Origin of the sequence: Staphylococcus sp. SB1-57, from assembly GCF_017086425.1 — a bacterium.
In the GTDB taxonomy this organism is placed as follows: Bacteria; Bacillota; Bacilli; order Staphylococcales; family Staphylococcaceae; genus Staphylococcus; species Staphylococcus warneri_A.
Window position 1 is genome coordinate 1,514,277 of sequence record NZ_CP070964.1, and the last position, 24,906, is coordinate 1,539,182.

At 32.4% G+C, this 24,906-nt stretch carries 19 protein-coding genes; 2 read left to right on the top strand and 17 right to left on the bottom strand.

Annotated elements, in window-relative coordinates:
- Nucleotides 1-39: 39 nt before the first annotated feature.
- From trmFO to ylqF, 7 genes are all read right to left on the bottom strand, one after another.
- On the bottom strand, nt 40-1,347 hold the full coding sequence (trmFO, locus tag JX000_RS07465) for an FADH(2)-oxidizing methylenetetrahydrofolate--tRNA-(uracil(54)-C(5))-methyltransferase TrmFO (RefSeq protein WP_049425631.1): 1,308 nt from the start codon (nt 1,345-1,347) through the stop codon (nt 40-42).
- A gap of 116 nt (nt 1,348-1,463) precedes the next feature.
- Complete coding sequence (gene topA / locus JX000_RS07470) at nt 1,464-3,539, bottom strand: type I DNA topoisomerase (protein ID WP_171970108.1); 2,076 nt, start codon at nt 3,537-3,539, stop codon at nt 1,464-1,466.
- Between the two features lie 177 nt (nt 3,540-3,716).
- Nucleotides 3,717-4,592: a DNA-processing protein DprA gene (gene dprA, locus JX000_RS07475; protein WP_454368023.1), complete on the bottom strand. Its 876-nt coding sequence runs from the start codon at nt 4,590-4,592 to the stop codon at nt 3,717-3,719.
- A gap of 221 nt (nt 4,593-4,813) precedes the next feature.
- Nucleotides 4,814-5,719 carry a succinate--CoA ligase subunit alpha gene (sucD, locus tag JX000_RS07480; protein ID WP_002450564.1) on the bottom strand — a complete coding sequence of 302 codons (906 nt, stop codon included), beginning with the start codon at nt 5,717-5,719 and terminating at the stop codon, nt 4,814-4,816.
- Between the two features lie 21 nt (nt 5,720-5,740).
- Entirely contained in the window at nt 5,741-6,907 is a 1,167-nt protein-coding gene (gene sucC / locus JX000_RS07485; RefSeq protein WP_002450565.1) for an ADP-forming succinate--CoA ligase subunit beta, read from the bottom strand.
- Nucleotides 6,908-7,014: 107 nt separating this feature from the next.
- Nucleotides 7,015-7,785 (bottom strand): ribonuclease HII, encoded by a 771-nt coding sequence (locus tag JX000_RS07490; protein ID WP_124228352.1) that lies wholly within the window; start codon nt 7,783-7,785, stop codon nt 7,015-7,017.
- Entirely contained in the window at nt 7,778-8,653 is an 876-nt protein-coding gene (gene ylqF / locus JX000_RS07495; protein ID WP_124228353.1) for a ribosome biogenesis GTPase YlqF, read from the bottom strand. Before ylqF ends, JX000_RS07490 begins: the two co-directional genes overlap by 8 nt.
- A 300-nt stretch (nt 8,654-8,953) precedes the next feature.
- Between ylqF and JX000_RS07500 the strand changes: the two genes are divergently transcribed.
- The gene (locus JX000_RS07500; RefSeq protein ID WP_206140569.1) at nt 8,954-11,554 is read left to right on the top strand and encodes a YfhO family protein; all 2,601 of its coding nucleotides are present in this window, start codon (nt 8,954-8,956) and stop codon (nt 11,552-11,554) included.
- Nucleotides 11,547-14,156 (top strand): YfhO family protein, encoded by a 2,610-nt coding sequence (locus JX000_RS07505; RefSeq protein WP_145505196.1) that lies wholly within the window; start codon nt 11,547-11,549, stop codon nt 14,154-14,156. Before JX000_RS07500 ends, JX000_RS07505 begins: the two co-directional genes overlap by 8 nt.
- A gap of 161 nt (nt 14,157-14,317) precedes the next feature.
- Here JX000_RS07505 and rplS read toward each other — a convergent pair whose 3' ends face one another.
- The 10 genes from rplS to JX000_RS07555 form a co-directional block, all read right to left on the bottom strand.
- Complete coding sequence (gene rplS, locus JX000_RS07510; protein ID WP_002450570.1) at nt 14,318-14,668, bottom strand: 50S ribosomal protein L19; 351 nt, start codon at nt 14,666-14,668, stop codon at nt 14,318-14,320.
- A gap of 105 nt (nt 14,669-14,773) precedes the next feature.
- Complete coding sequence (gene trmD, locus JX000_RS07515) at nt 14,774-15,511, bottom strand: tRNA (guanosine(37)-N1)-methyltransferase TrmD (RefSeq protein ID WP_145505193.1); 738 nt, start codon at nt 15,509-15,511, stop codon at nt 14,774-14,776.
- Nucleotides 15,511-16,014, bottom strand: coding sequence for a ribosome maturation factor RimM (gene rimM, locus JX000_RS07520; protein ID WP_002450572.1), 504 nt, complete (start codon nt 16,012-16,014; stop codon nt 15,511-15,513). Before rimM ends, trmD begins: the two co-directional genes overlap by 1 nt.
- Nucleotides 16,015-16,182: 168 nt before the next feature.
- Nucleotides 16,183-16,458: a 30S ribosomal protein S16 gene (gene rpsP, locus JX000_RS07525; protein ID WP_023375169.1), complete on the bottom strand. Its 276-nt coding sequence runs from the start codon at nt 16,456-16,458 to the stop codon at nt 16,183-16,185.
- A 453-nt stretch (nt 16,459-16,911) separates the two neighbouring features.
- Nucleotides 16,912-18,279, bottom strand: coding sequence for a signal recognition particle protein (gene ffh, locus JX000_RS07530; protein ID WP_049425000.1), 1,368 nt, complete (start codon nt 18,277-18,279; stop codon nt 16,912-16,914).
- A gap of 23 nt (nt 18,280-18,302) precedes the next feature.
- A complete protein-coding gene (locus JX000_RS07535; protein ID WP_206140570.1) occupies nt 18,303-18,635 on the bottom strand; it encodes a putative DNA-binding protein in 333 nt (110 codons plus the stop codon).
- Entirely contained in the window at nt 18,622-19,866 is a 1,245-nt protein-coding gene (ftsY, locus tag JX000_RS07540; RefSeq protein ID WP_107535785.1) for a signal recognition particle-docking protein FtsY, read from the bottom strand. Before ftsY ends, JX000_RS07535 begins: the two co-directional genes overlap by 14 nt.
- A complete protein-coding gene (smc, locus tag JX000_RS07545) occupies nt 19,863-23,432 on the bottom strand; it encodes a chromosome segregation protein SMC (protein ID WP_124228357.1) in 3,570 nt (1,189 codons plus the stop codon). Before smc ends, ftsY begins: the two co-directional genes overlap by 4 nt.
- A 150-nt stretch (nt 23,433-23,582) precedes the next feature.
- A complete protein-coding gene (rnc, locus tag JX000_RS07550; RefSeq protein WP_002450578.1) occupies nt 23,583-24,314 on the bottom strand; it encodes a ribonuclease III in 732 nt (243 codons plus the stop codon).
- 110 nt (nt 24,315-24,424) lie between these two features.
- Nucleotides 24,425-24,658 carry an acyl carrier protein gene (locus JX000_RS07555; RefSeq protein WP_001830184.1) on the bottom strand — a complete coding sequence of 78 codons (234 nt, stop codon included), beginning with the start codon at nt 24,656-24,658 and terminating at the stop codon, nt 24,425-24,427.
- Nucleotides 24,659-24,906: the final 248 nt, after the last annotated feature.

Genomic DNA, 24,906 nt, shown 5'->3' on the forward strand with positions numbered 1-24,906 from the left:
ACTAGATAGCATACGCCACCTAGTTTATGTTCTTAAAAATTATAAAGTTTTTTTATAATTTTCAAGATATTCTAATGCACGATTTGCTTGTGTTTCATATCTTTCTTTTTTATCTTTAATTCTCTTTTCTAATGATGGTAATAAACCAAAGTTGGCATTCATTGGTTGGAAGTTCTTTTCATTTTTAGCGTGTGAAATATAGTAAGCCATGCTACCAATCATTGTTTCCCTAGGGAAAATAACCTCACCTTTATCTAGTAATTTATGTGCTAAGTTAATCCCTGAAACTAATCCGCTTGCTGCACTTTCAACGTAACCTTCCACACCTGTCATTTGTCCTGCAAAGTAAATATTTTCATGACCAATTAATTCATACTTTTCGTTTAAGACATCTGGTGAATTAATAAATGTATTTCTGTGCATCACACCATATCGTACGATATCTACATTTTCTAATCCTGGTATTAATTTGATAACTTCTTTTTGAGCACCCCATTTTAAATGTGTTTGGAAACCAACAATATTATATAACGTGCCTGCTGCATCATCTTGTCTTAATTGAACAACTGCAAATGGTCGTTTACCAGTTTTAGGATCTTCTAATCCAACCGGTTTCATTGGCCCAAATAGTAATGTTTTTCTACCACGTTCTGCCATTACTTCAAACGGCATACAACCTTCAAAGTATTTTTCTTTTTCAAATTCATTAACGGGAGCGACTTCTGCTTCTAATACGGCATTATAAAAACGGTCAAACTCTTCTTCGGTCATCGGACAATTTAAATATGCTGCTTCTCCTTTATCATATCTAGATTTTAAATAAACTTTATCCATATCAATTGAATCTTTTTCGATAATAGGTGCTGCAGCATCATAGAAGTACAATTGATCTTTTCCTGTAATATCCACGATTTCTTGTGCTAAGTTTTCTGTAGTAAGTGGTCCTGTCGCTATGATTGTATATCCTTCAGGAATACTGTGTACTTCTTGATTTAAAACTGTCACATTGGGATGATTTCTAAGTGTGTCTGTGATATAGCCAGCAAAATCATGTCTATCAACTGCAAGGGCCCCTCCTGCCGGTACTCTGGCTTTATCTGCAGCTTTTATAATTAAAGAATCTAAGCGTCGCATTTCTTCTTTTAATACACCTACAGCATTTGTAAGTGCATTACCTCTTAATGAGTTTGAACATACTAACTCTGCAAATTTATCTGTATGATGCGCAGGTGTTTGTTTAACTGGGCGCATTTCTATTAAATTAACTTTAATTCCTCTTTCTGCTAATTGATATGCAGCTTCGGAACCAGCTAAACCTGCACCAACTACATTGACTGTTTGTGTCATGCTTATGCCTCCTGTAGAATTCGTTTGGTTATATTTTAACGATTTATGATCTTTATTCAAACTATAAAAATAGCTCGCACAACTTGATTGTGTAGCTATTTTTATATAAGTCATATCTATTTTTGTACTTCTTCTTTGTAATCACAATTTGAACAAGTCACTTGGCTACTTCGACCTTTTTTCTTATCAACTAGGTAATGATTACATTTTGGACAATCTCTGCCTACCGGTTTATCCCATGAGATGAAATCACATTCTGGATAATTAGAACAACCATAAAAAATTCTATTTTTCTTAGATTTACGTTCAACTACTTCTCCATCTTTACACGTAGGGCACTTAACACCGATAGTCTTAACAATTGCTTTTGTATTTCGACAATCTGGGAAATTGGAACATGCCATGAATTTTCCGTATCTTCCCATTTTAATAACCATTGGAGAGCCACAAACTTCACAGTCTTCTCCAGCAGGTTCATCTTTTATCTCAATTTTTTCCATTTCCTCTTCAGCACGTTCAACATCTTGTTTGAAACTATTGTAGAAGTCACCAACAACTTTTCTCCAATTCATGTCACCTTCTGCAATTTTATCAAGTAATGTTTCCATATTAACTGTAAATTCGACATCGATAATTTCTGGGAAGTATTCTTTCACTTGTTCATAAACGATTTCACCTAATTCTGTTGGCATGAAACGTTTACTTTCAAGTTTAACGTAGTTACGTTTTTGAATTGTATCTATCGTTGGTGCATACGTAGAAGGTCGTCCAATCTTCAATTCTTCTAATGTTTTAACTAACCGTGCTTCGGTATATCTTGGTGGTGGTTGTGTAAAATGTTGTGCAGGTTCAATTTGTGTAGCAGTGACTTTATCACCTTGTTCTAATTTAGGTAATTTATTTTCTTTATCACTGTCTTTATCATCTTTAGTTTCAACATATAATGTCATGAAACCTTTAAATTTTATTGTCTGACCATTCGCTCTGAATTTAATATCATTCTGAGTGACATCTAAAGCAATAGTATCTAAAATTGCTGGAGCCATTTGACTAGCTACGAAACGTTCCCATATCAATTTATATAATCGATGTTGGTCACGTGTTAAGAACGGTTTCATTTCTTCTGGTGTTCTTAGTGTGCTTGTAGGTCTTATAGCTTCATGGGCATCTTGATCCCCTTGTTTACCAGATGCTTTCCTATTAGATACATATTCATTGCCATACTTGTCAATGATATAATTTTTAGCTTCTGATTTAGCTTGATCTGAGATACGAGTTGAATCAGTACGCATATAGGTAATTAAACCAACTGTTCCTTGTCGTTTCAAATCAATACCTTCATATAGTTGTTGTGCAATCATCATTGTTTTACGTGCTTTAAAATTCAGTTTACGTGCTGCCTCTTGTTGAAGTGTAGACGTTGTAAATGGATTAGCTGGATTACGTGTTTTTTCTTTTTTATTAACATTTGTTATTTCAAACTCGTCTCCATCTAACGCTGCAGTAATTTTTTCAACGTCTTCTTTTTTATTTAATTTATATGGTTTGTTTTTATAATGAAGGAATTTGGCTGTAAATTTAGACTTTTTATATCTAAACTCACCTTCAATTGTCCAATATTCTTCTGGTTTAAAGTTTCTTATTTCATTTTCTCTATCAATTACGAGTTTCAATGCTACAGATTGTACACGTCCAGCTGATAAACCTTTTTTAACCTTCTTCCATAAGACTGGAGAAATATTATAACCCACTAATCTATCAAGTATACGACGTGCTTGTTGCGCATCTACTAAATCCATTTCAATACCTCTAGGGTGTTTGAAACTATCCTTTACTGCATCTTTAGTTATTTCATTAAATACTACTCTGTTTTCTTTTGAATCTTCTAATTCTAAAATTTTTGATAAATGCCAAGCAATCGCTTCACCTTCGCGGTCAGGGTCACTAGCTAGAAAAACTTTTTTTGCTTTCTTAGCATGCTTTTTCAATTCTTTAACGACAGGACCTTTACCACGTATTGTTATATATTTGGGTTCATAGTTATCTTCAGTGTCCACGCCCATTTGACTTCTAGGTAAATCACGAACGTGTCCCATTGAAGCAATAACTTTATATCTTTTTCCTAAATACTTTTCAATGGTTTTAGCTTTTGCAGGCGACTCAACTATGACTAAATTATCTGCCAAAGTGATTTCCCCCTTGCTAATCTAATTACTAAAGATAAATGATAAACGTTTAATTTTGTTTTTGTCAATGTTTTAATATTTTATCAAGCATTTTGTTTTATCTTTTATTTAATTTCCCAATCATTTCTTTAATGATTTTAATCCATTTTCATAATGTCTAATTGTCTCATACAAACTATTTTATCAATTTAAATAGTCTTGTAAAATATCTTCTTCACTAACGACTATAGTAGCCCCTTCTTGGTGTAATAATAAATTGCCTTTTGTTTTGGAATCAAATAATTTACCTGGTAAAACATACACGTTTCTATTTTGTTCTATTGCACAATCAATTGTAATTCTGCTACCACTTCTTTCGTTTGCCTCAGTTAGTAATACACCTTTTGACAAACCACTAATAATCCTATTTCTTTCTGGAAACTTATATTTAGCAATTGGCGAAAAAGGTGGATATTCTGAAATGACTAACCCCTCTTTTTCAATCCGATTTCTTAATGAAACCGAGGATCTAGGATAATAATAATGGTGTCCAAAACCTAGTACTGCAATGGTTGGTAAATGATTTTTCAATGCTTGTATGTGTGCTTCACTATCAGCGCCTTCTGCTAGTCCAGAAATGATTGTAATATTTTTATCTTTAAATGAAGGAAAAAGAAAATGAAGCGCTTCTTGAGTATAATGTGTACATTTCCTAGACCCAACTATGGCTAGAGTTTGACTACTTAAAAATAGCTTTTCATCTCCTTTATAAAATAGAAATAATGGATAATCATAGATTTCTTTTAATAAATGTGGATAACCTTGGTCGAAACAAGTGATATATTTTACATGTAATTGTCGAAGAATTTTCATAATTTCTTGTATATTTATTTGTTTATATTTATGAAATTTAGAAAGAAACATAGGATGATGATGTGTTATCCAGCGTAATAATGACGTTTCTTGTTCTTTAGGAGTCATTTGGAAAATATGTGGGTAGTACCGATAGAATTGATGGATTTGAGAGGTTGTAAATTGCGACCAGTATAATTTAAGTAAAAAGTATTCGTTCAAGTTCATTACTCCTTTAACTTAATTATACAAAGAAATAACTCATTAAAATATTACAGTTGAAAAACATCTTAGCACTAATTGTAACGTACTTTTAAGAAGTAAAACTATCAACTCTTTATACAACTGAAATGACATATGAAAAAATAATCGTAATAATATAATGCTCACAAAAAAGCTTAGACACTTTTAGAAGTGTCTAAGCTCATAACAAACATTATTCATACTGATTATTTTACAGTTAATAATTCTTCGTAAATACCAGCTTTTTTAGCTGCTTCGATTAATGTTGTACCAATTTCAGAAGGTGTGTTAGCTGTTTCTACACCACAACTATTTAAAGTTTTAATTTTTTCTGATGCAGTACCTTTACCACCAGAAATAATGGCACCAGCATGGCCCATACGTTTTCCTGGAGGTGCTGTTTGACCACCAATGAATCCTACAACTGGTTTAGTCATGTTGGCTTTAATCCATTCAGCTGCTTCTTCTTCAGCTGTACCACCGATTTCACCAATCATAACAACCGCTTTAGTTTCAGGGTCTTCATTGAATGCTTTTAATACATCGATGAAGTTAGTACCGTTAACTGGGTCACCACCGATACCTACAGCAGTTGTTTGACCAATACCTTCTTCAGTTAATTGGTGAACTGCTTCATATGTTAATGTACCTGAACGAGATACAACACCTACGTGACCTTTTTTATGGATATAACCTGGCATAATACCAATTTTACATTCATCTGCTGTAATAACACCTGGGCAGTTTGGTCCTACTAAACGTGTTTTTCTACCTTGTAAATAACGTTTAACTTTAACCATATCTACAACAGGAATATGCTCAGTAATACAAATAACCATGTCTAATTCTGCATCAGCTGCTTCTAAAATTGAGTCTGCAGCAAATGGCGCAGGCACATAAACTACTGATACATTAGCACCAGTTTCTTGTTTTGCTTCTTCTACAGTATTGTATACTGGAACACCTTCTACTACTTGTCCACCTTTACCAGGTGTTACCCCTGCGACAATTTGTGTTCCATAATCTAACATTTGTTTTGTATGGAAAAGGGCAGTAGACCCTGTAATACCTTGTACAATTACTTTAGTATTTTTATCTATAAATACACTCATCTTAGTGTTCCCATCCTTTCCTTATGATTCTTTCACAAGTTTAACAATTTTTTGAGCACCTTCAGCCATAGTAGATGCTGGTTCAATCGCTAAACCTGAATCATTTAAGATTTCTTTACCGCGTTCTACGTTTGTACCTTCTAAACGTACTACAAGTGGTAAAGTTAACTCTACTTCTTTAACTGCTGCAACGATACCTTCAGCAATGACGTCACATTTCATGATTCCACCAAAGATATTTACAAAGATACCTTTAACATGTTCATCACCTAAGATGATTTTGAATGCTTCAGTAACTTTTTCTTTAGTAGCACCGCCACCAACGTCTAAGAAGTTAGCCGGATTTCCACCAAAATGATTGATTGTATCCATTGTAGCCATGGCTAAACCTGCACCATTAACCATACAACCAATATCTCCATCTAAAGCGATATATGATAAATCATATTTAGACGCTTCGATTTCTTTTGGATCTTCTTCTTCTAAGTCTCTTAATTCCATAATATCTTTATGTCTGAATAAAGCATTATCATCGAAATTAAGTTTAGCATCTAATGCTAAAACATCACCATCACCAGTAGTTACTAGTGGGTTAATTTCAACGATTGAACAATCTTTTTCAATAAATACATTGTAAAGTGAAATTAAGAATTTCGCTGCTTTATTAATTGATTCTTTAGGAATATTAATATTGAAAGCAATTCTACGTGCTTGGTAAGGTGATAATCCTACAACTGGATCAATTGTTTCTTTAAAGATTTTTTCAGGTGTTTTAGCAGCTACTTCTTCAATTTCAGTACCGCCTTCTTCTGAAGCCATTAAAGTCACTTTGTCAGTAGCACGATCAATTACAAAACCTACATAATATTCTTTTTGAATATCGCAACCTTGTTCGATATATAAGCGTTTAACTTCTTTACCTTCAGGTCCCGTTTGATGTGTAACTAATTGTTTACCTAATAATTCATTAGCGTAAGTTTCAACTTCAGATAGTGATTTAGCAATTTTAACACCGCCTGCTTTACCTCTACCCCCAGCGTGTATTTGTGCTTTAACCACATATACATCTGAATCTAATTCTTTCGCTTTTTCCACCGCTTCTTCAGCAGTAAATGCTACTCGTCCTTCTGGAACGGCTACGCCCATTGAACGAAATATTTCTTTACCTTGATACTCGTGGATATTCATCTTCCATCCTCCTGTTTCTTAGGTTAAGTTCCCTTTTAATTATAAAAAATGTAAGCGTTATTGTAAACTGATACACCATCTTTTTTGCAATTAATTTAAAATTCAAACTATTGTAAGATTGATTTAATCGGTTCAAAAGTTTTACGATGCTCTGATATGACACCATTTTGAGCTATACCTTCAAGATGAGCTTTAGTACCATAACCAACATTTTTTTCGAAATCATAACCAGGATATTGTTTCGCTAATTCCTTCATATAATGATCTCGGTACTCTTTGGCCATGATACTTGCAGCTGCAATAGATACACTTTTAGCATCACCTTTAATAATCGAAGTTTGGCTAATCTCATTATCTAAAATCATCGCATCAATTAATAATTGAGTTGGTCGAACGTTTAATTGATCAATAGCACGTTGCATAGCCAACCGCGTTGCTTGATAGATATTCATTTCATCAATTTCTGCTGATGTCGCAATGCCATATGCATAATCTGTCACACCCTCTTTTAATTGTTGATTCAAGATTGCTCTATTTTTGGCAGATACTTTTTTTGAATCGTTTAGACCTAGATATCGATGTCCTGGATTTAAAATCACTGCACATGCCACGACCGGTCCAGCAAGCGGTCCTCTTCCAACTTCATCAATACCGCAAATAATTGCTTTGTTATTTTGAGCTAATATATCATTTTCATACCAATTCATATCTTCATAATTACGAATTAATGCTAATTCTTTTTCTAATTGTTTTCTACGTGAAGCAATGGCTTTTTGAACACCTTTACGCGCATCGTTATTACATTCATGTTGTTCAAGCACCTCTAGAGAATCAATTTGATCAATAATTGATTTCATCTCTTTAATTGTTTTACTCATGTTCTATGTCACGCTTCATTTCTTTAAAAATATCAAAGCAATATGTACCAATTTTAGCATTACGAATTTCATAAATAATAAGTTCAATAACTGCTTCATAATCTACTTCGTTACCCTTTTGCAGAAGGCCTCTACGACGACCAATTGCATCAAACCATTCTAATATTTCAGCTTGTTCATCAACGTCAATATTATAGTGATTTTTTAATCCATCTAAATCTCTTTCAATCATAAATTGAAGACCGTAAATGGCTACTTCGTCTAAATGAACAATGCTATCTTTAATTGCACCTGTTAGACTCAATTTTTTACCTACTTCTTCGTCTTCGAATTTTGGCCATAAAATTCCTGGTGTATCTAATAATTGTAAAGAATTACCTACTTTAATCCATTGTTGTTGTTTCGTAACACCTGGTTTATTACCAGTTTGTGCAATATTACGATTGGCAAGTTTATTAATGAGTGTTGATTTACCAACATTAGGTATACCAACAATCATTGCTCTTATCGCTCTTGGTCTTAAACCTTTCGCTTTTTCACGCTCAAATTTCTCTTTAGTAGCTTGTATTGCTGCTTTCTCAACATCTTTTAAATTTTTACCATGCTTCGCATCTACAGCAACTGGATAATACCCTTTCTCTTCAAAAAATTGTTCCCATTTTTCTAGTTCTTTTAAGTTTGTCATATCTTTTTTATTTAAAATAACCACTCTAGGTTTTTGTTTAATTACTTCATCAATCATTGGGTTTCTTGAGCTATAAGGAATACGAGCATCGACAAGTTCAAACACAACATCAACTTTTTTTAATTGCTCACTTACTTCCCTTTTGGCTTTAGCCATATGTCCTGGATACCATTGAATTGCCATAGTTATCACCTTTCGTTACTATCAATTTTTCTAAAATACATATTGTTCAAATTATACGCTAACATCTTCATCTAGACTAGGTTTAGTTTAACACGATAAGCTTGTTTGACCATTTTACTTCAATTTTTATATTTTAAGATTTTGTAAAATGTCTAAAACAAAAGCATAAATACTTTTCATCAATCATACTATCACCTACAATTTGATAATAAGCATGAATTTAAAATTAACATATAAACCACTTAACTTTTGGTAGTGTAAAACATGCTCATGATAAATATATGCAAGTAGGAGAAAGACATGAAAAAATTACTTAAATACATATTCATATTCGTACTTTTATCACTTGTTGGTCATAGCTACGTTATATATAAATTTTATCATGATGGCATACTTTTTACCGGACCTAATGATGGTATGGAACAAATGGTTCCTATCCAAATGTTTCTATTTAATCAATGGAGTCACGGTAACTGGTTTTATTCATCAGATTTTGGATTAGGTGGTGACTTCTTCACCGATTTAAGCTATTACTTTTCTACAAATATACTCTTTATAATCAACGCATTCGTCATTATGCTGTTCAAGCTGTTTATTCATTTAGACACATCTCAATTATTATTTTGGATGAATAACGCACTTATCGTTTCTATTATTAAAGCAAGTATTGCACTTTATTGTACATATTTATTTGCAAAGCATCTGACAAAACATCATCTTATCAGTCTACTTATGGCCTTTTTATTTGTAATATCACCGTTATATTTTAGATTCACCGTATACTGGCCATTTTTTAGTGATGTTTTCATTTTCATGCCTTTGTTACTTTTATCTATAGAACGATATTTGACATGTAAAAAAATAGGTTTATTTATTGTTACAACGTCGCTCATATTGATTAATAATTTTTATTTTGCTTATTACTTACTTATCATTGGTGCTGGTTATATCATTCTTAGAATTCTCTTTAGACATCCTAATGATTTAGCCAATCGTAAGCAAGCGCTCTGTATCTTTGGTATCAGTGGTTTTTTATCGTTCGGTAATAGTCTTTTTATTTTTTACCATAGTGTTCAAAGTTATTTAAATAACCGTAGAGTACCTTTCTCAGGTAAGGTGCCACACTTTGAACATTTGGATGCAAATACAAATTTATTTTTTGATAATTATTTAATCGTCATTTTATTTATAACTATCCAAGCTATTTTAAGTTTCAAATTATATAAACACTTTTATTATCGAATATTTGCCATTTTAACTATTATATTTATATGTTTTAATTTTATTCCATTTATAGACCAATTATTTAATGGGTTTTCTGCACCTCAAAAAAGATGGCATTTTATCATTGCATTTAATTCAGCAATGCTTATAGGCCTTTATGTAAAATATTTTAAAACTATATCGATTAAATCATATCTCATCACAAGTATATTGGCTCAAAGCGTCATATTTATTAGTGCAATTATATATCATACGTATGTTGCATGGATTATATTGGTGCCTATCGTATCTGTCATTGGTTTATGTATTTTAATTATCAACGATAGAACGAGTCGTACCAAATTGACCTATCTATTTATTATTGCCATTGCCATACTTAACATTATGGTGTCATTTGTTTTTATAAAGAATCAAATATACTTTGAAGATCATAAAGATAGAGCAAATACGTACTACCTTAATTCCAATATGTATAGTTCCGAATTACAACGCGCGTTAGTTAAGCAAATGAATGATTCTAAACGTAATGATGAGCGTATTGATTGGCGTGTCAACGAACAGGACAACACACCTATGTATCAACATTTCAAAGGATTAAGTTTGTATTCAAGTATTTTCCATCATAATATACTCGATGATTATTATGACGATTTAAAGATTAACATGGCTGAAGAATCACTGAGTCGTTATCAATCGACGAATGGTAGACAAAATATTGCCAGTCTGTTTTCTATTCGATACGTCATGTTGAAAGAGTATCAACATAATATCCCAAGTTTCTTTAAAAAAGTTAAATCTGCCGGTCAATATTCTATTTACGAAAATGCACTTAATCTTCCTTCAGTTAAAGTGACAAATCATATTTATGATAGTAAATCTTTAAAGACCCCTATAGATAGAGAACATGCAATGTTAGACGGTGTGGTATTAAATAATAAAGGAACAAACTATAAACAAAAAGCTAAAAATTTATTAAATCAAGTTGATATCTCTAGTCAAAACATTGTTAAATCAAATAAACATCATATTAAAGTCACTCAATCTTCAGGTAAAGTTAAACTTCATTTACCTAAGTCCTTACAAAAACGTTATACTGATTTTTATTTAACTATGAAAATTAAAAGAGGTTTACCAGATAGTAATTATACAGTGGGTATTAATCAATATAGTAACAATCGTTTATACAATGATTCTGTTTATAGAATCGGTGTAGATACACAACTTTTCCGAACACAACCCGATAAGAATGGTGATATAACGATTCAACTATCACCAAAAGGCACTTTTGATTTTCAATTATTGAACCTAAATGGTGAAAATTATGATAAGCTCAAAAAAGCACATGAAAACGCAAACTTTAATTTGAAATATCATGACATTAAAAATGGCGTCAAAGTTAATTTAGATAAACATTCAAAAGGTATAGCAACTATTAACATTCCATATCGAAATGGTATGAAAGCTTTTGTTGATGGAGAACAAGAAAATGTTTATAAAGCCAATGGCATGATGACAGCTGTACCAGTAGAAAAAAATGCCAAAACAATAGTCATTAAATATCAACCACCTTTATGGAATACAATGATATTCGTTTCGATTTTAAGCATTATTATAAGTTGGTTATTCATTAAATACATTTATCCTAAAAAGAGAAAGAAGAGGACACATAGTGTTTAAAAAAATTGTTTCTAAGCCATTCTTATTATTATCTTCAATTATTATTTTAAGTTGCATTTTATCATTATGCATATATATTCCATTCATTTACCGTTTTATCACTCAAGGTATTGTCTTTAGTGGTGAAGGTGATGGCTTTAGGCAAATGATGCCCTTTCAAATGTATCTATATGAACACTTCACGCAATTCAAAGGATTTTATGATGAATCCTTTGGATTAGGTGGAGATTATGTAAAGGGCTTGGCATATTATTATTCCATGTCGCCTTTAATGTGGTTAAACTTTTTAACGATATGGATATTAGAAAACATGGGGTTAGCAAATCCTCACGATATTAGTTATTGGCCAATTAATCAACTCATTATGGCATATGTTAGAACAGTTATTACATTTATCTGTACGTTTTATTTCTTTAAATACATAAAGTTAAAACCTCTAGCAATTATAGTGGCAACGATAATGTATGGTATGTCAACCGTAGTTATCTACTATAACTTTACATGGTCATTTTACGGTAATTTGTTAATTCTATTACCACTATCATTATTTGCGATGGAACGCTTCTTCAAAGAGAAGAAAATAGGGTTATTTATCTTTGTCATTGCTTTAACTTTATTTATGAATTTCTATTTTAGCTATTATCAAGCAATTGTCTTAGGCTTTTACTTTATGTATAGAGTCATCGTCGTTCACCCTAATGATATCGTTAATAGATGGCAAAAATGCTATTTACTCATTATCGGTGTTTTATTAAGCGTAATGAGTAGTATTTTAGGCTTATATACAGGATTATCGTCATTTTTTAATAATGACCGAGCACAAAATCCTAAACTTAAAACACCATTATTTACAGATCTTGTTAATCCTAATTTTAATATTTTTTCAGATGGCTTTTATATAACCATTACGTTTATTACTATTATTGCTTTATTTTCATTTAAATTATATCGTCATTATTATTTTAAATTATTTGCGATGATTACTTGGATATTACTTATTGGTTCTCTATCTCAATACTTTGATAGTGCTTTTAATGGTTTTTCGATGCCACAAAGACGTTGGGTATACGCTTTAACACTTTCTTCAAGTGCTTTAGTCGCATTATTCATACAACATATCAGTGAATTATCTCTTAAAAGATATAGTCTGATTGCTATCCCTATCACCATTTACGGGATTGTTTATTTTGCATTAGCAGAAAAAAACTTATTCTGGATTCCAGTGTCAATCGTATTGATATGTTTATTAGCTTTACTGATTAAGCAACCACAACTTCAATCAAAAAGATGGATTCAAATCGCACTCGTGTTGTTGATATTCATGCAACAACTTGGTATTGAACATATCACTACGCAAAATACAATTGAGCCATACCAAACAACGATGAAAACAATTGATGACCCAAGCTACAGAGGTAAAGCATTAAATAAAACTATTCAACATATTAAAAGATCTCAATCTAATCCATTATCAAGAATAGATTATATGTCATTCTATGGTTTAAATTCACCATTTATTTACCACTATAACGGTATTTCTCTCTATTCAAGTATATTTGATGGAGACATTTTGAAATATTACGATAAAATGATGCAAATCAATATGCCAGTAGATAAAAACAGTACCTATCGCTATTTAGGAAATCGTGCTAACTTAATGGCACTTTGGGGTGTTGAAGATCGTCTTAGACATCCTAACGATATAAATATGCCTTATGGATTCGAAAAGGAAAAGTTAATAAAAGATAAAGATGATCAATGGATTCATTCACATAATATGATTGATTATCCTGCAGCACATATCACAAATAAAATTTATGATTCAAGTGATTTAAAATCACCTTTAGACCGTGAACAAGCAATGATTCAAGGCGTCGTATTGAATGATAAAAGTTCAAAACCAAATAAATCATTTAAGCCAAACCCTAACCTTATATCCCAAGCTAATATTAAATTAAATCATGCTAAGCAAATAAAAAACCATCAGATTGAAGTTACCAAAAATAACGGTGGTATAGAGCTTCAATTACCAAAATCTTATGCACAACGTTATAAAGATTTATATGTAGAAATGGATGTCGAATTGTTAGCACCTGACAAGAAACATCGCGTTGGTGTTAATGAATATAGTCAAGAAAGGAATCCTCTCACATATAAATATCGTAGATTTGTAAGTCCAGTCACTATGAGAGTAACATCGTCTGACCTATTAAATATTAAGCTTTCACCAGGTAAATATCGACTTAAGATTAACGGCATTTATGGGGAAAACTATCAAACTTTACGCAAATCAGCAAAACAATTGAAAAAAGTGGAAATTCATAAACAAAGAAATGGCTATACAATTAAAAAAGATAAACAACAAAATGGCTATTTAATCATGCCTATCCCGTATGCCAAAGGGATGAAGGCAACGATTGACGGTCACGCAGTGGATGTTAAAAAAGCAAATGGTATTATGACAGCTATACCTGTAAATAAAGGCCAAGAAATAATTCGATTAACATACACTCCGCCACACTTTTATTTACTTATTGTTATCTCAATTATTGGTGTTGTCCTTAGTATGATATTTGCTAGAAAGATGAAAAAGAATAATTAATTGATGAAAAAGATGGTCGTAGGACACAATAGTGAGTTCCTCGACCATCTTTTTTATATGAATATAAATAAAAAAGCATTAAACTTTGTCTAAAGTGACAACAGTTTAATGCTTGATGTTTGAATCTGTTATGATTCCATTTTATTGATCGAATTGGCTGATTAACGAATTTCTTGAATTCTAGCAGCTTTACCACGTAAATTACGTAAGTAGTATAATTTAGCACGACGTACTTTACCGCGACGTTTAACTTCGATTTTTTCGATTTTTGGAGTGTGTAATGGGAATGTACGTTCCACACCTACACCTGAAGAAATTTTACGAACTGTGAAAGTTTCTGAAATTCCTCCACCACGGCGTTTAATTACAACACCTTCGAATACTTGGATACGTTCACGTGAACCTTCAATGATACGAACGTGTACACGTAAAGTGTCACCTGGACGGAATGAAGGTAAATCTGTACGTAATTGTGATTTAGTTACTGCTTCGATTAACTTATGATTACTCATTATAAATTCTCCTCTTCAACCTATGTTCTTGCCTAGACAAATGTATAGCAGCGGATCATAGTGATTTTTAGTGTTTTTTCACACTTAAATTATGTTAGCATAACGTTAGTCATTTTTCAATTGGTTTTTGTATGTTTGGATTATTTTTTTATCTTTATCTGTTAAATCATATTGCTCTAATAAATCAGGTCTCTTATTCAAAGTGCGAATCAGTTTCTGTTCATGACGCCATCGATCAATATGAGCATGATTGCCAGATAATAATACATCTGGTACCTTCATTCCATTATACTCACGTGGTCTTGTATATTGTGGGAATTCTAGTAATCCATCAGAGAATGAATCATCCTGGTGTGACTGTTCATTACCAAGTACTCCGGGAATTAATCTAACGATAGCATCAGTCATAGTCATTGCAGGTAATTCGCCACCTGTTAACACATAATCTCCCATGGAAATTTCGTCAGTTACTAAATGTTCTCTTATACGTTCATCATAACCTTCATAATGACCGCATATAAACACAATATGTTTGGCTTCACTTAATTCTTGGGCAATGTCTTGCGTAAATGGACGCCCTTGAGGACACATTAATATAACGCGAGTATCATCGGTCCTATTGATGTCTTCCATCGCATTAAACACTGGCTCAGGCTTTAATACCATACCTTGTCCTCCACCAAATGGATAGTCATCTACTTGATTATGTTTATTTACCGAATAATCTCTAAAATTGATAGTATTCACATTTATAATTTCTTTGTCTTGCGCTCTTTTTAAAATAGAATGATTGAGTACGCCATCAAACATTTCCGGAAATAAAGTTAAATAATCGATTTTCATTAATCTAACAGTCCTTCCATTGGTGTGATAATGACTGTTTTATTTTCTACATCAACGTCTTTAACAACATCTGCTATGTAAGGAATTAAATATTCTTTGTCTCCTTTTACAACCCACACATCATTAGCGCCTGTTTCAAAAATACTAGTTATGCGACCAATTGGCTGTTGTTCATCATCAAATACAGTACATCCTATAATATCTGAATAATAAAATTCATTTTCTTCAAGTTCGATATCTTCATGATCTCGTTCTTGATATAGTACAGCGCCTTTTAAATACTCGATATCATTGATGTTGTCAATACCTTCAAATTTCAACATATGAAATCCTTTGTGTGTACGATATGACGTCACAGTCAACTCTTTTTCAATTTGATTTAATTTTGCTGTTAACACTTCACCCGGTTGAAAACGTGTATCTGTAAAATCTGAATTAGATTTCACTTTGACTTCTCCTTTAATTCCATGGGTATTGACGATTTGTCCTACCTCCACTTCCATAATGACTAACCTCCTTGTAAATTTAAATATTGTTAATTAATGATTTTACTATATCATTGATTAATACGTTATACATGCATTTTTTCTTAATCAATCAAAAATAAAAAAGGACACCAATATATGGCGCCCTTTCAACTAAATATATAAACACGTCACAAGTGACTATGATTATTTAGCGTTTTTTTGGTCATCGAATTTTTTCAAAATACCTTCTCTTGATAAGATATTATGAACTGTATCAGTTGGTTTTGCACCGTCTTTTAACCATTTTAATGCTAATTCTTCGTCAATTTTAACTTCTGGAGCATTAACGTGTGCTGGATTGTAAGTACCGATTTGTTCGATGATACGACCATCACGTGGTGAACGAGCATCTGCAACTACGATACGATAGAATGGATTTCTTTTTGAACCTAAACGAGTTAAACGAATTTTAACTGCCATTATAAAACTCTCCTTTAAACATTTCAATTTTTATTTTCTACAAGAATAAATAATAACAGGTATATTAAACTTTGTAAAGACATTTTGCTTTACCAAATCTAAATTCATGGAATGAATTGTAGATTTGGTTATGCATTAGCTTTAGCTAAGGCGTTCCTTTCTTTCAGAAAAATTAGTGTTGGTTATGGGAGTGAGACAGAAATAATTGTTATTATTTCTATGTCTCACCCCGGCAATGTTGACTAGGCTAGAAAGTAGCTTAGAATAAGCGTATTTTCTGCCAGTCAGCTACTCCACATATAAATTTAGACCATGATATTCATCTATCTCAAGCGTTTCATCTTCATTAAATTCACGTAATAAATTGATTTTTATGACCCTAATCAAACATTCGATTTTAATTAAATATAAAAATTCCAACAGACATACATCTGTTGGAATCAAAACTTCATATTAGAAAGGTAAGTTCATACCTTTTAGCATATTTTCCATCTGGCTTCGCTTCGCTTTCTTACCTTTACCGCCACCAGTGAATTGTTTCATCATTTTCTTCATGTCATTAAATTGCTTCATCAAACGATTGACTTCTTGTAAAGAACGTCCAGACCCTTTTGCGATACGTTTTTTACGAGAAACGTTTAACATCGCTGGATTCGCTCTTTCACTTGGTGTCATGGATTGAATAATCGCTTTAATATGATCGATTTGTTTGTCACTCATATTAAGTTGATCTAAGCCTTTCATCTTATTCATACCTGGAATCATTTTCATGATGTCGTCTAGTGGTCCAAGATTTTTAACTTGATCCAGTTGTTCTAGGAAATCATCTAATGTGAATGACGAGTCTCTCATTTTCTTTTCTAAATCTTTAGCTTTATCTTGATCGACATCTTGTTGCGCTTTTTCAATTAAACTTAAAACATCACCCATACCTAAAATACGGGACGCCATACGTTCTGGGTGGAATAATTCTAAACCATCAAGCTTTTCACTCATACCTACAAATTTAATTGGTTTTTGAGTTACTGAACGTATTGATAATGCAGCACCACCACGAGTGTCACCATCTAATTTAGTTAATGTCACACCCGTTACATCTAATTGTTCATCAAATGATTGTGCAACATTAACCGCATCTTGACCAGTCATTGCATCGACAACCAACATAATTTCATCTGGTTTAGCAATTTCTTTAACTTCTTGCAATTCATTCATCAATGCTTCGTCAATATGCAAACGACCTGCTGTATCAATAATGACAAAGTCTAAATGCTCTTCTTTAGCATGTGCTAATGCATTTTGAACGATTTGTTGTGGTTTAACTTGATCTCCTTCACTATAAACTGGGACATCTAGTTGTTTACCTACTGTTTGTAACTGATCAATGGCAGCTGGACGATAAATATCTCCAGCAACTAACATTGGTTTTTTATTATATTTTTTACGCATTAAAAGTGCTAATTTACCTGCAGTTGTAGTTTTACCTGCACCTTGCAAACCAACCATCATGACAACAGTTGGGGGCTTATTAGCCATTTTAATCGTTGAATTCTCGCCACCCATTAAATTAGTTAATTCATCTTGAACAATTTTAATAACTTGTTGTCCAGGTGTTAATGACTGCATCACATCTGAGCCTAATGCTCGATCTGAGACAGTTTTGACGAAATCCTTTACGACTTTAAAGTTAACGTCGGCTTCTAATAACGCAAGACGAACTTCACGCATCATTGCTTTGATATCTGCTTCTGTTACTTTACCCTTGCCACGCATTCTTTGCATAGATGCCTGTAAGCGATCCGACAATCCTTCAAATGCCATAATTATTCCCTCCTCTTTTTTCGCTATTCTAATTCTTCTAATTGATCTATATATTGCTTCAATAATTCTGGTTTATCAAGAGATTGTTTCATTTGATCATAAATATCTCGTCGTTGTTCAAACCTTTTGTATAATCCTAATTTAGTTTCATAATCTTCTACTAAATCGCCAGTTCTTCTTATATTATCATAAACTGCTTGTCTACTCACATTAAAAGTATCAGCAATTTCACTTAATGCATAATCTTGTAAGTAAAATAATTCTAAGTAGTTTCTTTGTTTATCAGTCAGCAAAGTTTGATAAAAATCAAAAAGATAATTCATTCGTAGTGTTTTTATTAAATCATTTTGGCTCATGAGATGCATCTCCATTATCAGATGGAGATTCTGCTAATTCATCTGGAATCTCTTCATTTTGTTCAATCATATCAGCAAATAGTCCATAAACATAGCTTTCAGGATTGAATGGTTGTAGGTCATCTAATTTTTCACCTAAACCTACATATTTAACAGGTATTTTAAGTTCGTTTCTGATTGCTAAAACAATACCACCTTTGGCAGTACCATCTAATTTAGTTAATACGATACCTGAAACATTCGTTACTTCTTTGAATGTACGGGCTTGTGATAATGCATTTTGACCAGTTGTAGCATCTAAGCACAGTAAAGCTTCATGAGGTGCGTCAGGAACAGCTCTACCAATAACACGTTTTACTTTTTCTAATTCTTGCATTAAATTAGATTTATTTTGTAAACGTCCTGCAGTATCACAAATTAAAATATCTACTTGTTTATTTTTAGCGGCATTAATTGCGTCATACATCACTGCGGCTGGGTCTGAACCTTCGCTTTGACTAATAACTTCAACGCCAACTCGTTCTCCCCAAACTTTTAATTGTTCAATAGCTCCTGCTCTAAATGTATCACCTGCAGCAAGCATGACTTTTTTACCTTCCATTTTATAACGGTATGCTAATTTACCAATTGTTGTCGTTTTACCTACACCATTGACGCCGACCATTAAAATAACATTTAAGCGTCCATCTTCAAGATTCATCGCTTCTGATTTATCATCTTCTTGGTGATAAATTTCTACGATTTTTTCAACAATAACTTCACGTAAATCTTCTGTTTCTTGAATGTTACGACGTTGTGCTTCAGCACGAAGTTCTTCAGTTAATTGCATTACCGTATTAAAACCTACATCGGCTGTTATTAACATTTCTTCTAAAGCTTCAAAGAATTCTTCATCGACTTTTCTATAGCGCGCAATTAAATTGTTTAACTGTTCTTGGAAGTTTTCTCTAGATTTTTCTAAACCAGCTTTAAATTTTGCACCGATTTTTTGTGCTTCTATCTCTTCAAAATCTTCAATGGAAATTAAGCCATCTTCATCAAAATCTGCTTCACTTAATTTTCTAGGTTTCTTTTTGGGTTTATCTTCTTCTTGTTCATGTTGAGATGCTTGTGGTTCATCATCCATCTGTTTAGAAGAATCATCTGAAACCTCTTCACTGGATAATTCCTTTTCTATGTCTTCTTCACTTGGTCCTGAAAATTTATCTTTTAAGCGTTTAAAAAAGCTCATGCTTCTTCCTCCTTCATAACCTCATCTATTGTATTTAGGTTAACACTTACTAATTTTGATACTCCTGATTCTTGCATAGTTACACCGTATAGTCGGTCTGAAAATTCCATCGTACCTTTTCGGTGTGTAATAACTATAAATTGTGTTTGATCAGATAATTCATTGAGGTATTGTGCGTAACGAATCACATTGGCTTCATCTAATGCCGCTTCTACCTCATCTAATATAACAAATGGTGCTGATCTTACTTTTAATATAGCAAATAATAAAGCAATTGCACTTAATGCGCGCTCTCCACCACTTAATAAAGATAAATGTTGTAGTTTTTTACCTGGGGGTTGAACAATAATATCGACACCAGCTGCTAAATAATCATCTTCTGTTAATTGTAATTCAGCTTGTCCACCACCGAATAGTTGTTTAAAGACATCACTAAAGTGACTTTGTACAGCATGGAACGTTTCTTTAAATCTGTCTTCTACTTCTTTATCCATTTCGTTGATGATCTGTTCTAATGTTGATTTAGCTTCTCTTAAATCTGTTCTTTGTTCATTTAAAAATGTATATCGTTCATTTAATTCTTCAAATTGCTCAATCGCATTTAAATTAACTGGACCTAATTCGTCAATTGACATTTTAGTTAGTTTGACCTTTTTACGTAGCTGATCAATATCCTCATCGTTGTCATAAAGCATACGTGCACGTTCGACAGTCAGTTGATATTCATCATTCAAATGATCAATCGCATGATTAATAAGGACATCTAATTTAGATTGATTGGCTTTAATATCTTGATAATGGTTTTCGATAGATAATAAGTCTTGATGACATTCTTGTAGCTTACTATCATTGTCTTCAATCATCTGATTTAAGTCAACTCGTCGTTGCTTCATTTCATCAAGTTGTTCATTTAATTCCGTTCGAGTTCGCTCTTTATCAGCAATTTGTGCCTTAATTTTATCAAAAGCCTGTTCACCCATCATTTCATCAGAATTAAATAATTGTATTTTTTCTTTAACTGTATCAAGTTGTTGTTCGGTACTTTGTAATTGTTTTTCTAAGCGCTCGATTTCTTGTTGTTGCCCTTTAATTCGTTCTTTAACAACTGCAAGATCAGATTGTTTTTGATGTAAGTGTTGTTGAGTTTGGGTAGTCGTTTCTTTACCTTCTTTAGATAGCTTCGTATATTTTTCAATATCTGCTTCTAATTGTTTAAGTTGAGATTGAATTTCAGATAGTTGTTGTTGTTTTTGCTCCAGTGTTGCTTTACTTTTATCACTTTGATAACCATCATTTTTTTCAAATTCAAACTCTTCATGTTCATCTTTTAAATGTGTTTCTTGTTTCTTCAAGCGATCAAGCTCTAACTCATAGCCATGTGCTTTTTCTTTTAAGTTATTATAACTTTGACTTAACTCAAAATATTTTTCACTTAACTTTTCAGATTGTGCTTGATGTGATTGGAACTGTTTCTCAAACTCTTGTGTCTGCTTTTGATAATTTTCTAATTGATGACGCATCGTTGTTAGCTCATCTTTTTGTGTTAAGATGCTTTTAGTTTTACGGGCGCCCCCACCAGTCATGGAACCACCTGGATTAACAACATCGCCTTCAAGCGTCACAATTCTTGTACGATAACGTATCGATCTTGCTAATTCATTTGCATGTTTTAAATCATCTACAATAATAGTATTACCTAGTAAATTTTCCACGATATTTTTATATTTAGAAGATACTTTCACTGCATCTGAAGCAATGTTCACAAAGCCGTCAAAAGCTTGTGCTGTCGATTTAATATCTGCAGCTAAATACCTCGGTTGAATAACATTTAAAGGCAGGAATGTGGCACGTCCTAAACTACGTTGTTTTAAAAATTGTATTGCCTGACGGCCATCTTTTTCATCTTCTACAATGACATGTTGTAACGATGCTCCTAAAGCTGTTTCTATCGCTTGCGTTAATTGTGAAGGAACATCTATAATTTCCGCAACAGCACCGTGAATACCATTTAATTCTTTATCTTTAGCTTTAAGAATATGTTTAACACCATTAAAGAAGTAAGTGTAATCTTCTTCTTGAGTAGCAAGACTATCAATACGTGATTTTAACTTTTCGTTATATCTATACGCTTGATACAATTTATTTTCGAATTCAGTTTGTAGTTGCTTCGATTCAGTTAATTGTTTTTCGACATTTTTGATTTGTTGTTCAGTTTGATGCATATCTTTCTGTACTTGTTGATATTCTTGTTCGGTATTCGAAATACTATTTTGAATATCTTTTAATTGATTAAATGCTTCAACTAATCTGGAATCTAAACGTGATTTTTTCGCTTCGTTTTCATTGATTGTATGTTCTAAAAAGCGTATATCATTATTGACATCCGATTGTTCGGACATCAACGTGTAATATTTATTTTTGATTTCTTCTAATTTCTCATCGTGTTGTTCGTCTGAAACATATAACTTTGATTCTAACGTTTGTATCGTCTGATTAAGTTCTTTTTGCTTTTGTTTTAATTGGTTTAATGTTTGTACTGCTTGTTCTTTTTCAGATTTAAGGTTGTCTAATTGTGACATTAAATTATCTTGTTCTTCTTCAAACCTAGCATTGGTTTCTGATTGATTCTTTTTTCTTTCTTCAAGCACATTAAGTTGACCAGAGTACTTTTCGAATTCTTCTGTAGCTTTTACTAGTTCATAATTTAATCGTTCTATACTTTGATCTAGCTCTTGCCTTTGGCCTTTATACTTTTGTAATAATTGATTGATTTGACTTTGTTCAGCTTCTTTATTCGCTTGTTTCCCTTTTAAATCATTGAGTTGTTCATCTAACTGACTATTATCCTGTGTATATTGATCAATATCATGAACAGTCACAATTACGTCACTTTTTTTCATTTCAGATGACAGTTGTTTATATTCTTTAGCAATGGCTGCTTCTTCTTTTAAAGGTTCAACTCTTCCTTCTAAATCATAAAGAATATCTTCTACACGTGATAAATTATCTTCAGTTTGATCTAATTTTTGCACAGATTCTGCTTTACGCTTTTTATATTTTAAAACGCCTGCTGATTCTTCAATAATTTGTCTACGATCAATTGGTTTTGCATTTAAAATCTCGTCCACTCTACCTTGAGATATGATTGAGAATGCTTCTTTACCTAAACCAGAATCTAAAAATAAATCAATGATATCTTTTAATCGAGCGCGATCATTATTTAAATAGTATTCACTTTCGCCACTTCTATAAAGACGTCGTGTAACCTCTACCACTTCTGCATCTATTTGTAATTTTTTTGAATGATTATCTAATTTTAATTTTACTTCTGCAAAATTTTGAGGCTTACGATGTTCAGCACCTGAAAAGATAATATCTTCCATTTTAGAACCACGAAGTGACTTCGCTGATTGCTCACCTAATACCCATTTGATTGCATCCGTAATATTACTTTTACCGCTACCATTTGGACCAACAATAGCTGTTACGCCTTTATCAAACTGCACATCAGTATGGTCTGCAAATGATTTAAATCCTACGGCGTCTATTGATTTTAAATAAACCATGTTATTCTCCTTATCCAAATCCTAGTTGATCCATATCTTTACAATCAACTTAATATATGATGCAAAGTTATTAACGTTACATCTTCCTTTAAAGTTTAACCTTAATTGATCGTAATGATTTCAATTAAGATGATTTATTAGATTTTTTAATTACTTTTTAGTCTTCATCTGTTTGTAAGCACGTTCAGCTGCCTTTTGTTCAGACTCTTTTTTAGTTTTACCTTGACCTTCTGCGATAGCTTGCTTTTCTAAAATAACTTCTGATGTAAATAAACGATGGTGTGCTGGACCTTCTTCTTTGATTAAGCGATAAGTGACATCACCTTTATTTTGTCTGTGTACAAATTCTTGGAATTGTGTTTTAAAATCGACTACACCATCTAGTTCATCATCTTCTACGTATGGGAATATAATTTTGTCAGCAAAGTCCCATACTGTATCTAATCCTTGATCTAAATATAAAGCACCAACGAATGCTTCAAATGCATCAGAAATAAGTGAAGGACGTGTTCTACCACCTGTCTTCTCTTCGCCTTTTCCTAATAAAATCAGTTCATTTAATTTTATTTTATTTGCAAATATTACAAGTGAAGGTTCACATACGATAGTTGCTCTCATCTTTGTTAAATTACCCTCTGGTAAATCTGGGTGTTTATCAAATAGATAACGTGAAACCGTCAATTCTAATACCGCATCACCTAAAAATTCTAATCTTTCATTATGGTCTAAACGATCCATATTAAAATCGTTAATAAAACTAGAATGTGAAAATGCCTGTTGATATAATTCTATATTATTATATTCAAAGCCTAGTTCATGCATTTTCTGTGCAAATTGCTCTCGAAAGTGATTAATCATTTCTGTCTTTTTATGATTGGTCATTAAATATACCTCCTCAATTAATGATATGTTAACTCTAATTTTACGTGAAATCACACCAAAACAAAAGAAAAAATCTGAGCCGACGCAATGACGACTCAGATATAGGTTTATTATTTTTCAAGACTATTGATATACTTAACAGCATCACCAACAGTGTTGATTTTTTCAGCTTCTTCATCTGGAATTTCAGTACCAAATTCATCTTCTAATTCCATTACTAATTCAGCGATATCAAGTGAGTCAGCGCCTAAATCATCTTTGAAAGATGCATCTTCAGTTACTTTATCAGCATCAACACCTAAACGGTCAACGATGATATCCTTTACTTTATCGAAGTTTTCCACGTCGATTCACCTCCTTTAAAAGCGTCTATCCATAGACTATTATATTTTCCCATTTTAGAATATAAAAAACAAGTAGAATTTGGTTGCAAGACAGAAATTCTATAGATTTCGTTGTCTTGCACCCGCAAGGTTGACTAGTTCAATCATGGCTTTTGACATGAGTGGACAGTCAACTACTGCGTTACATAAGCTTTAGCTTGTGTGTTCATCTTCTCTATCATTAAAATGATTAGTGTTTCTTAGGGAGT

Coding starts and splice junctions, on each gene's coding strand:
- trmFO (WP_049425631.1), bottom strand. CDS start 1,347: ATGACACAAACAGTCAATGTAGTTGGTGCAGGTTTAGCTGGTTCCGAA.
- dprA (WP_454368023.1), bottom strand. CDS start 4,592: ATGAACTTGAACGAATACTTTTTACTTAAATTATACTGGTCGCAATTT.
- sucD (WP_002450564.1), bottom strand. CDS start 5,719: ATGAGTGTATTTATAGATAAAAATACTAAAGTAATTGTACAAGGTATT.
- sucC (WP_002450565.1), bottom strand. CDS start 6,907: ATGAATATCCACGAGTATCAAGGTAAAGAAATATTTCGTTCAATGGGC.
- JX000_RS07490 (WP_124228352.1), bottom strand. CDS start 7,785: ATGAGTAAAACAATTAAAGAGATGAAATCAATTATTGATCAAATTGAT.
- ylqF (WP_124228353.1), bottom strand. CDS start 8,653: ATGGCAATTCAATGGTATCCAGGACATATGGCTAAAGCCAAAAGGGAA.
- JX000_RS07500 (WP_206140569.1), top strand. CDS start 8,954: ATGAAAAAATTACTTAAATACATATTCATATTCGTACTTTTATCACTT.
- rplS (WP_002450570.1), bottom strand. CDS start 14,668: ATGAGTAATCATAAGTTAATCGAAGCAGTAACTAAATCACAATTACGT.
- trmD (WP_145505193.1), bottom strand. CDS start 15,511: ATGAAAATCGATTATTTAACTTTATTTCCGGAAATGTTTGATGGCGTA.
- rimM (WP_002450572.1), bottom strand. CDS start 16,014: ATGGAAGTGGAGGTAGGACAAATCGTCAATACCCATGGAATTAAAGGA.
- rpsP (WP_023375169.1), bottom strand. CDS start 16,458: ATGGCAGTTAAAATTCGTTTAACTCGTTTAGGTTCAAAAAGAAATCCA.
- ffh (WP_049425000.1), bottom strand. CDS start 18,279: ATGGCATTTGAAGGATTGTCGGATCGCTTACAGGCATCTATGCAAAGA.
- JX000_RS07535 (WP_206140570.1), bottom strand. CDS start 18,635: ATGAGCCAAAATGATTTAATAAAAACACTACGAATGAATTATCTTTTT.
- ftsY (WP_107535785.1), bottom strand. CDS start 19,866: ATGAGCTTTTTTAAACGCTTAAAAGATAAATTTTCAGGACCAAGTGAA.
- smc (WP_124228357.1), bottom strand. CDS start 23,432: ATGGTTTATTTAAAATCAATAGACGCCGTAGGATTTAAATCATTTGCA.
- rnc (WP_002450578.1), bottom strand. CDS start 24,314: ATGACCAATCATAAAAAGACAGAAATGATTAATCACTTTCGAGAGCAA.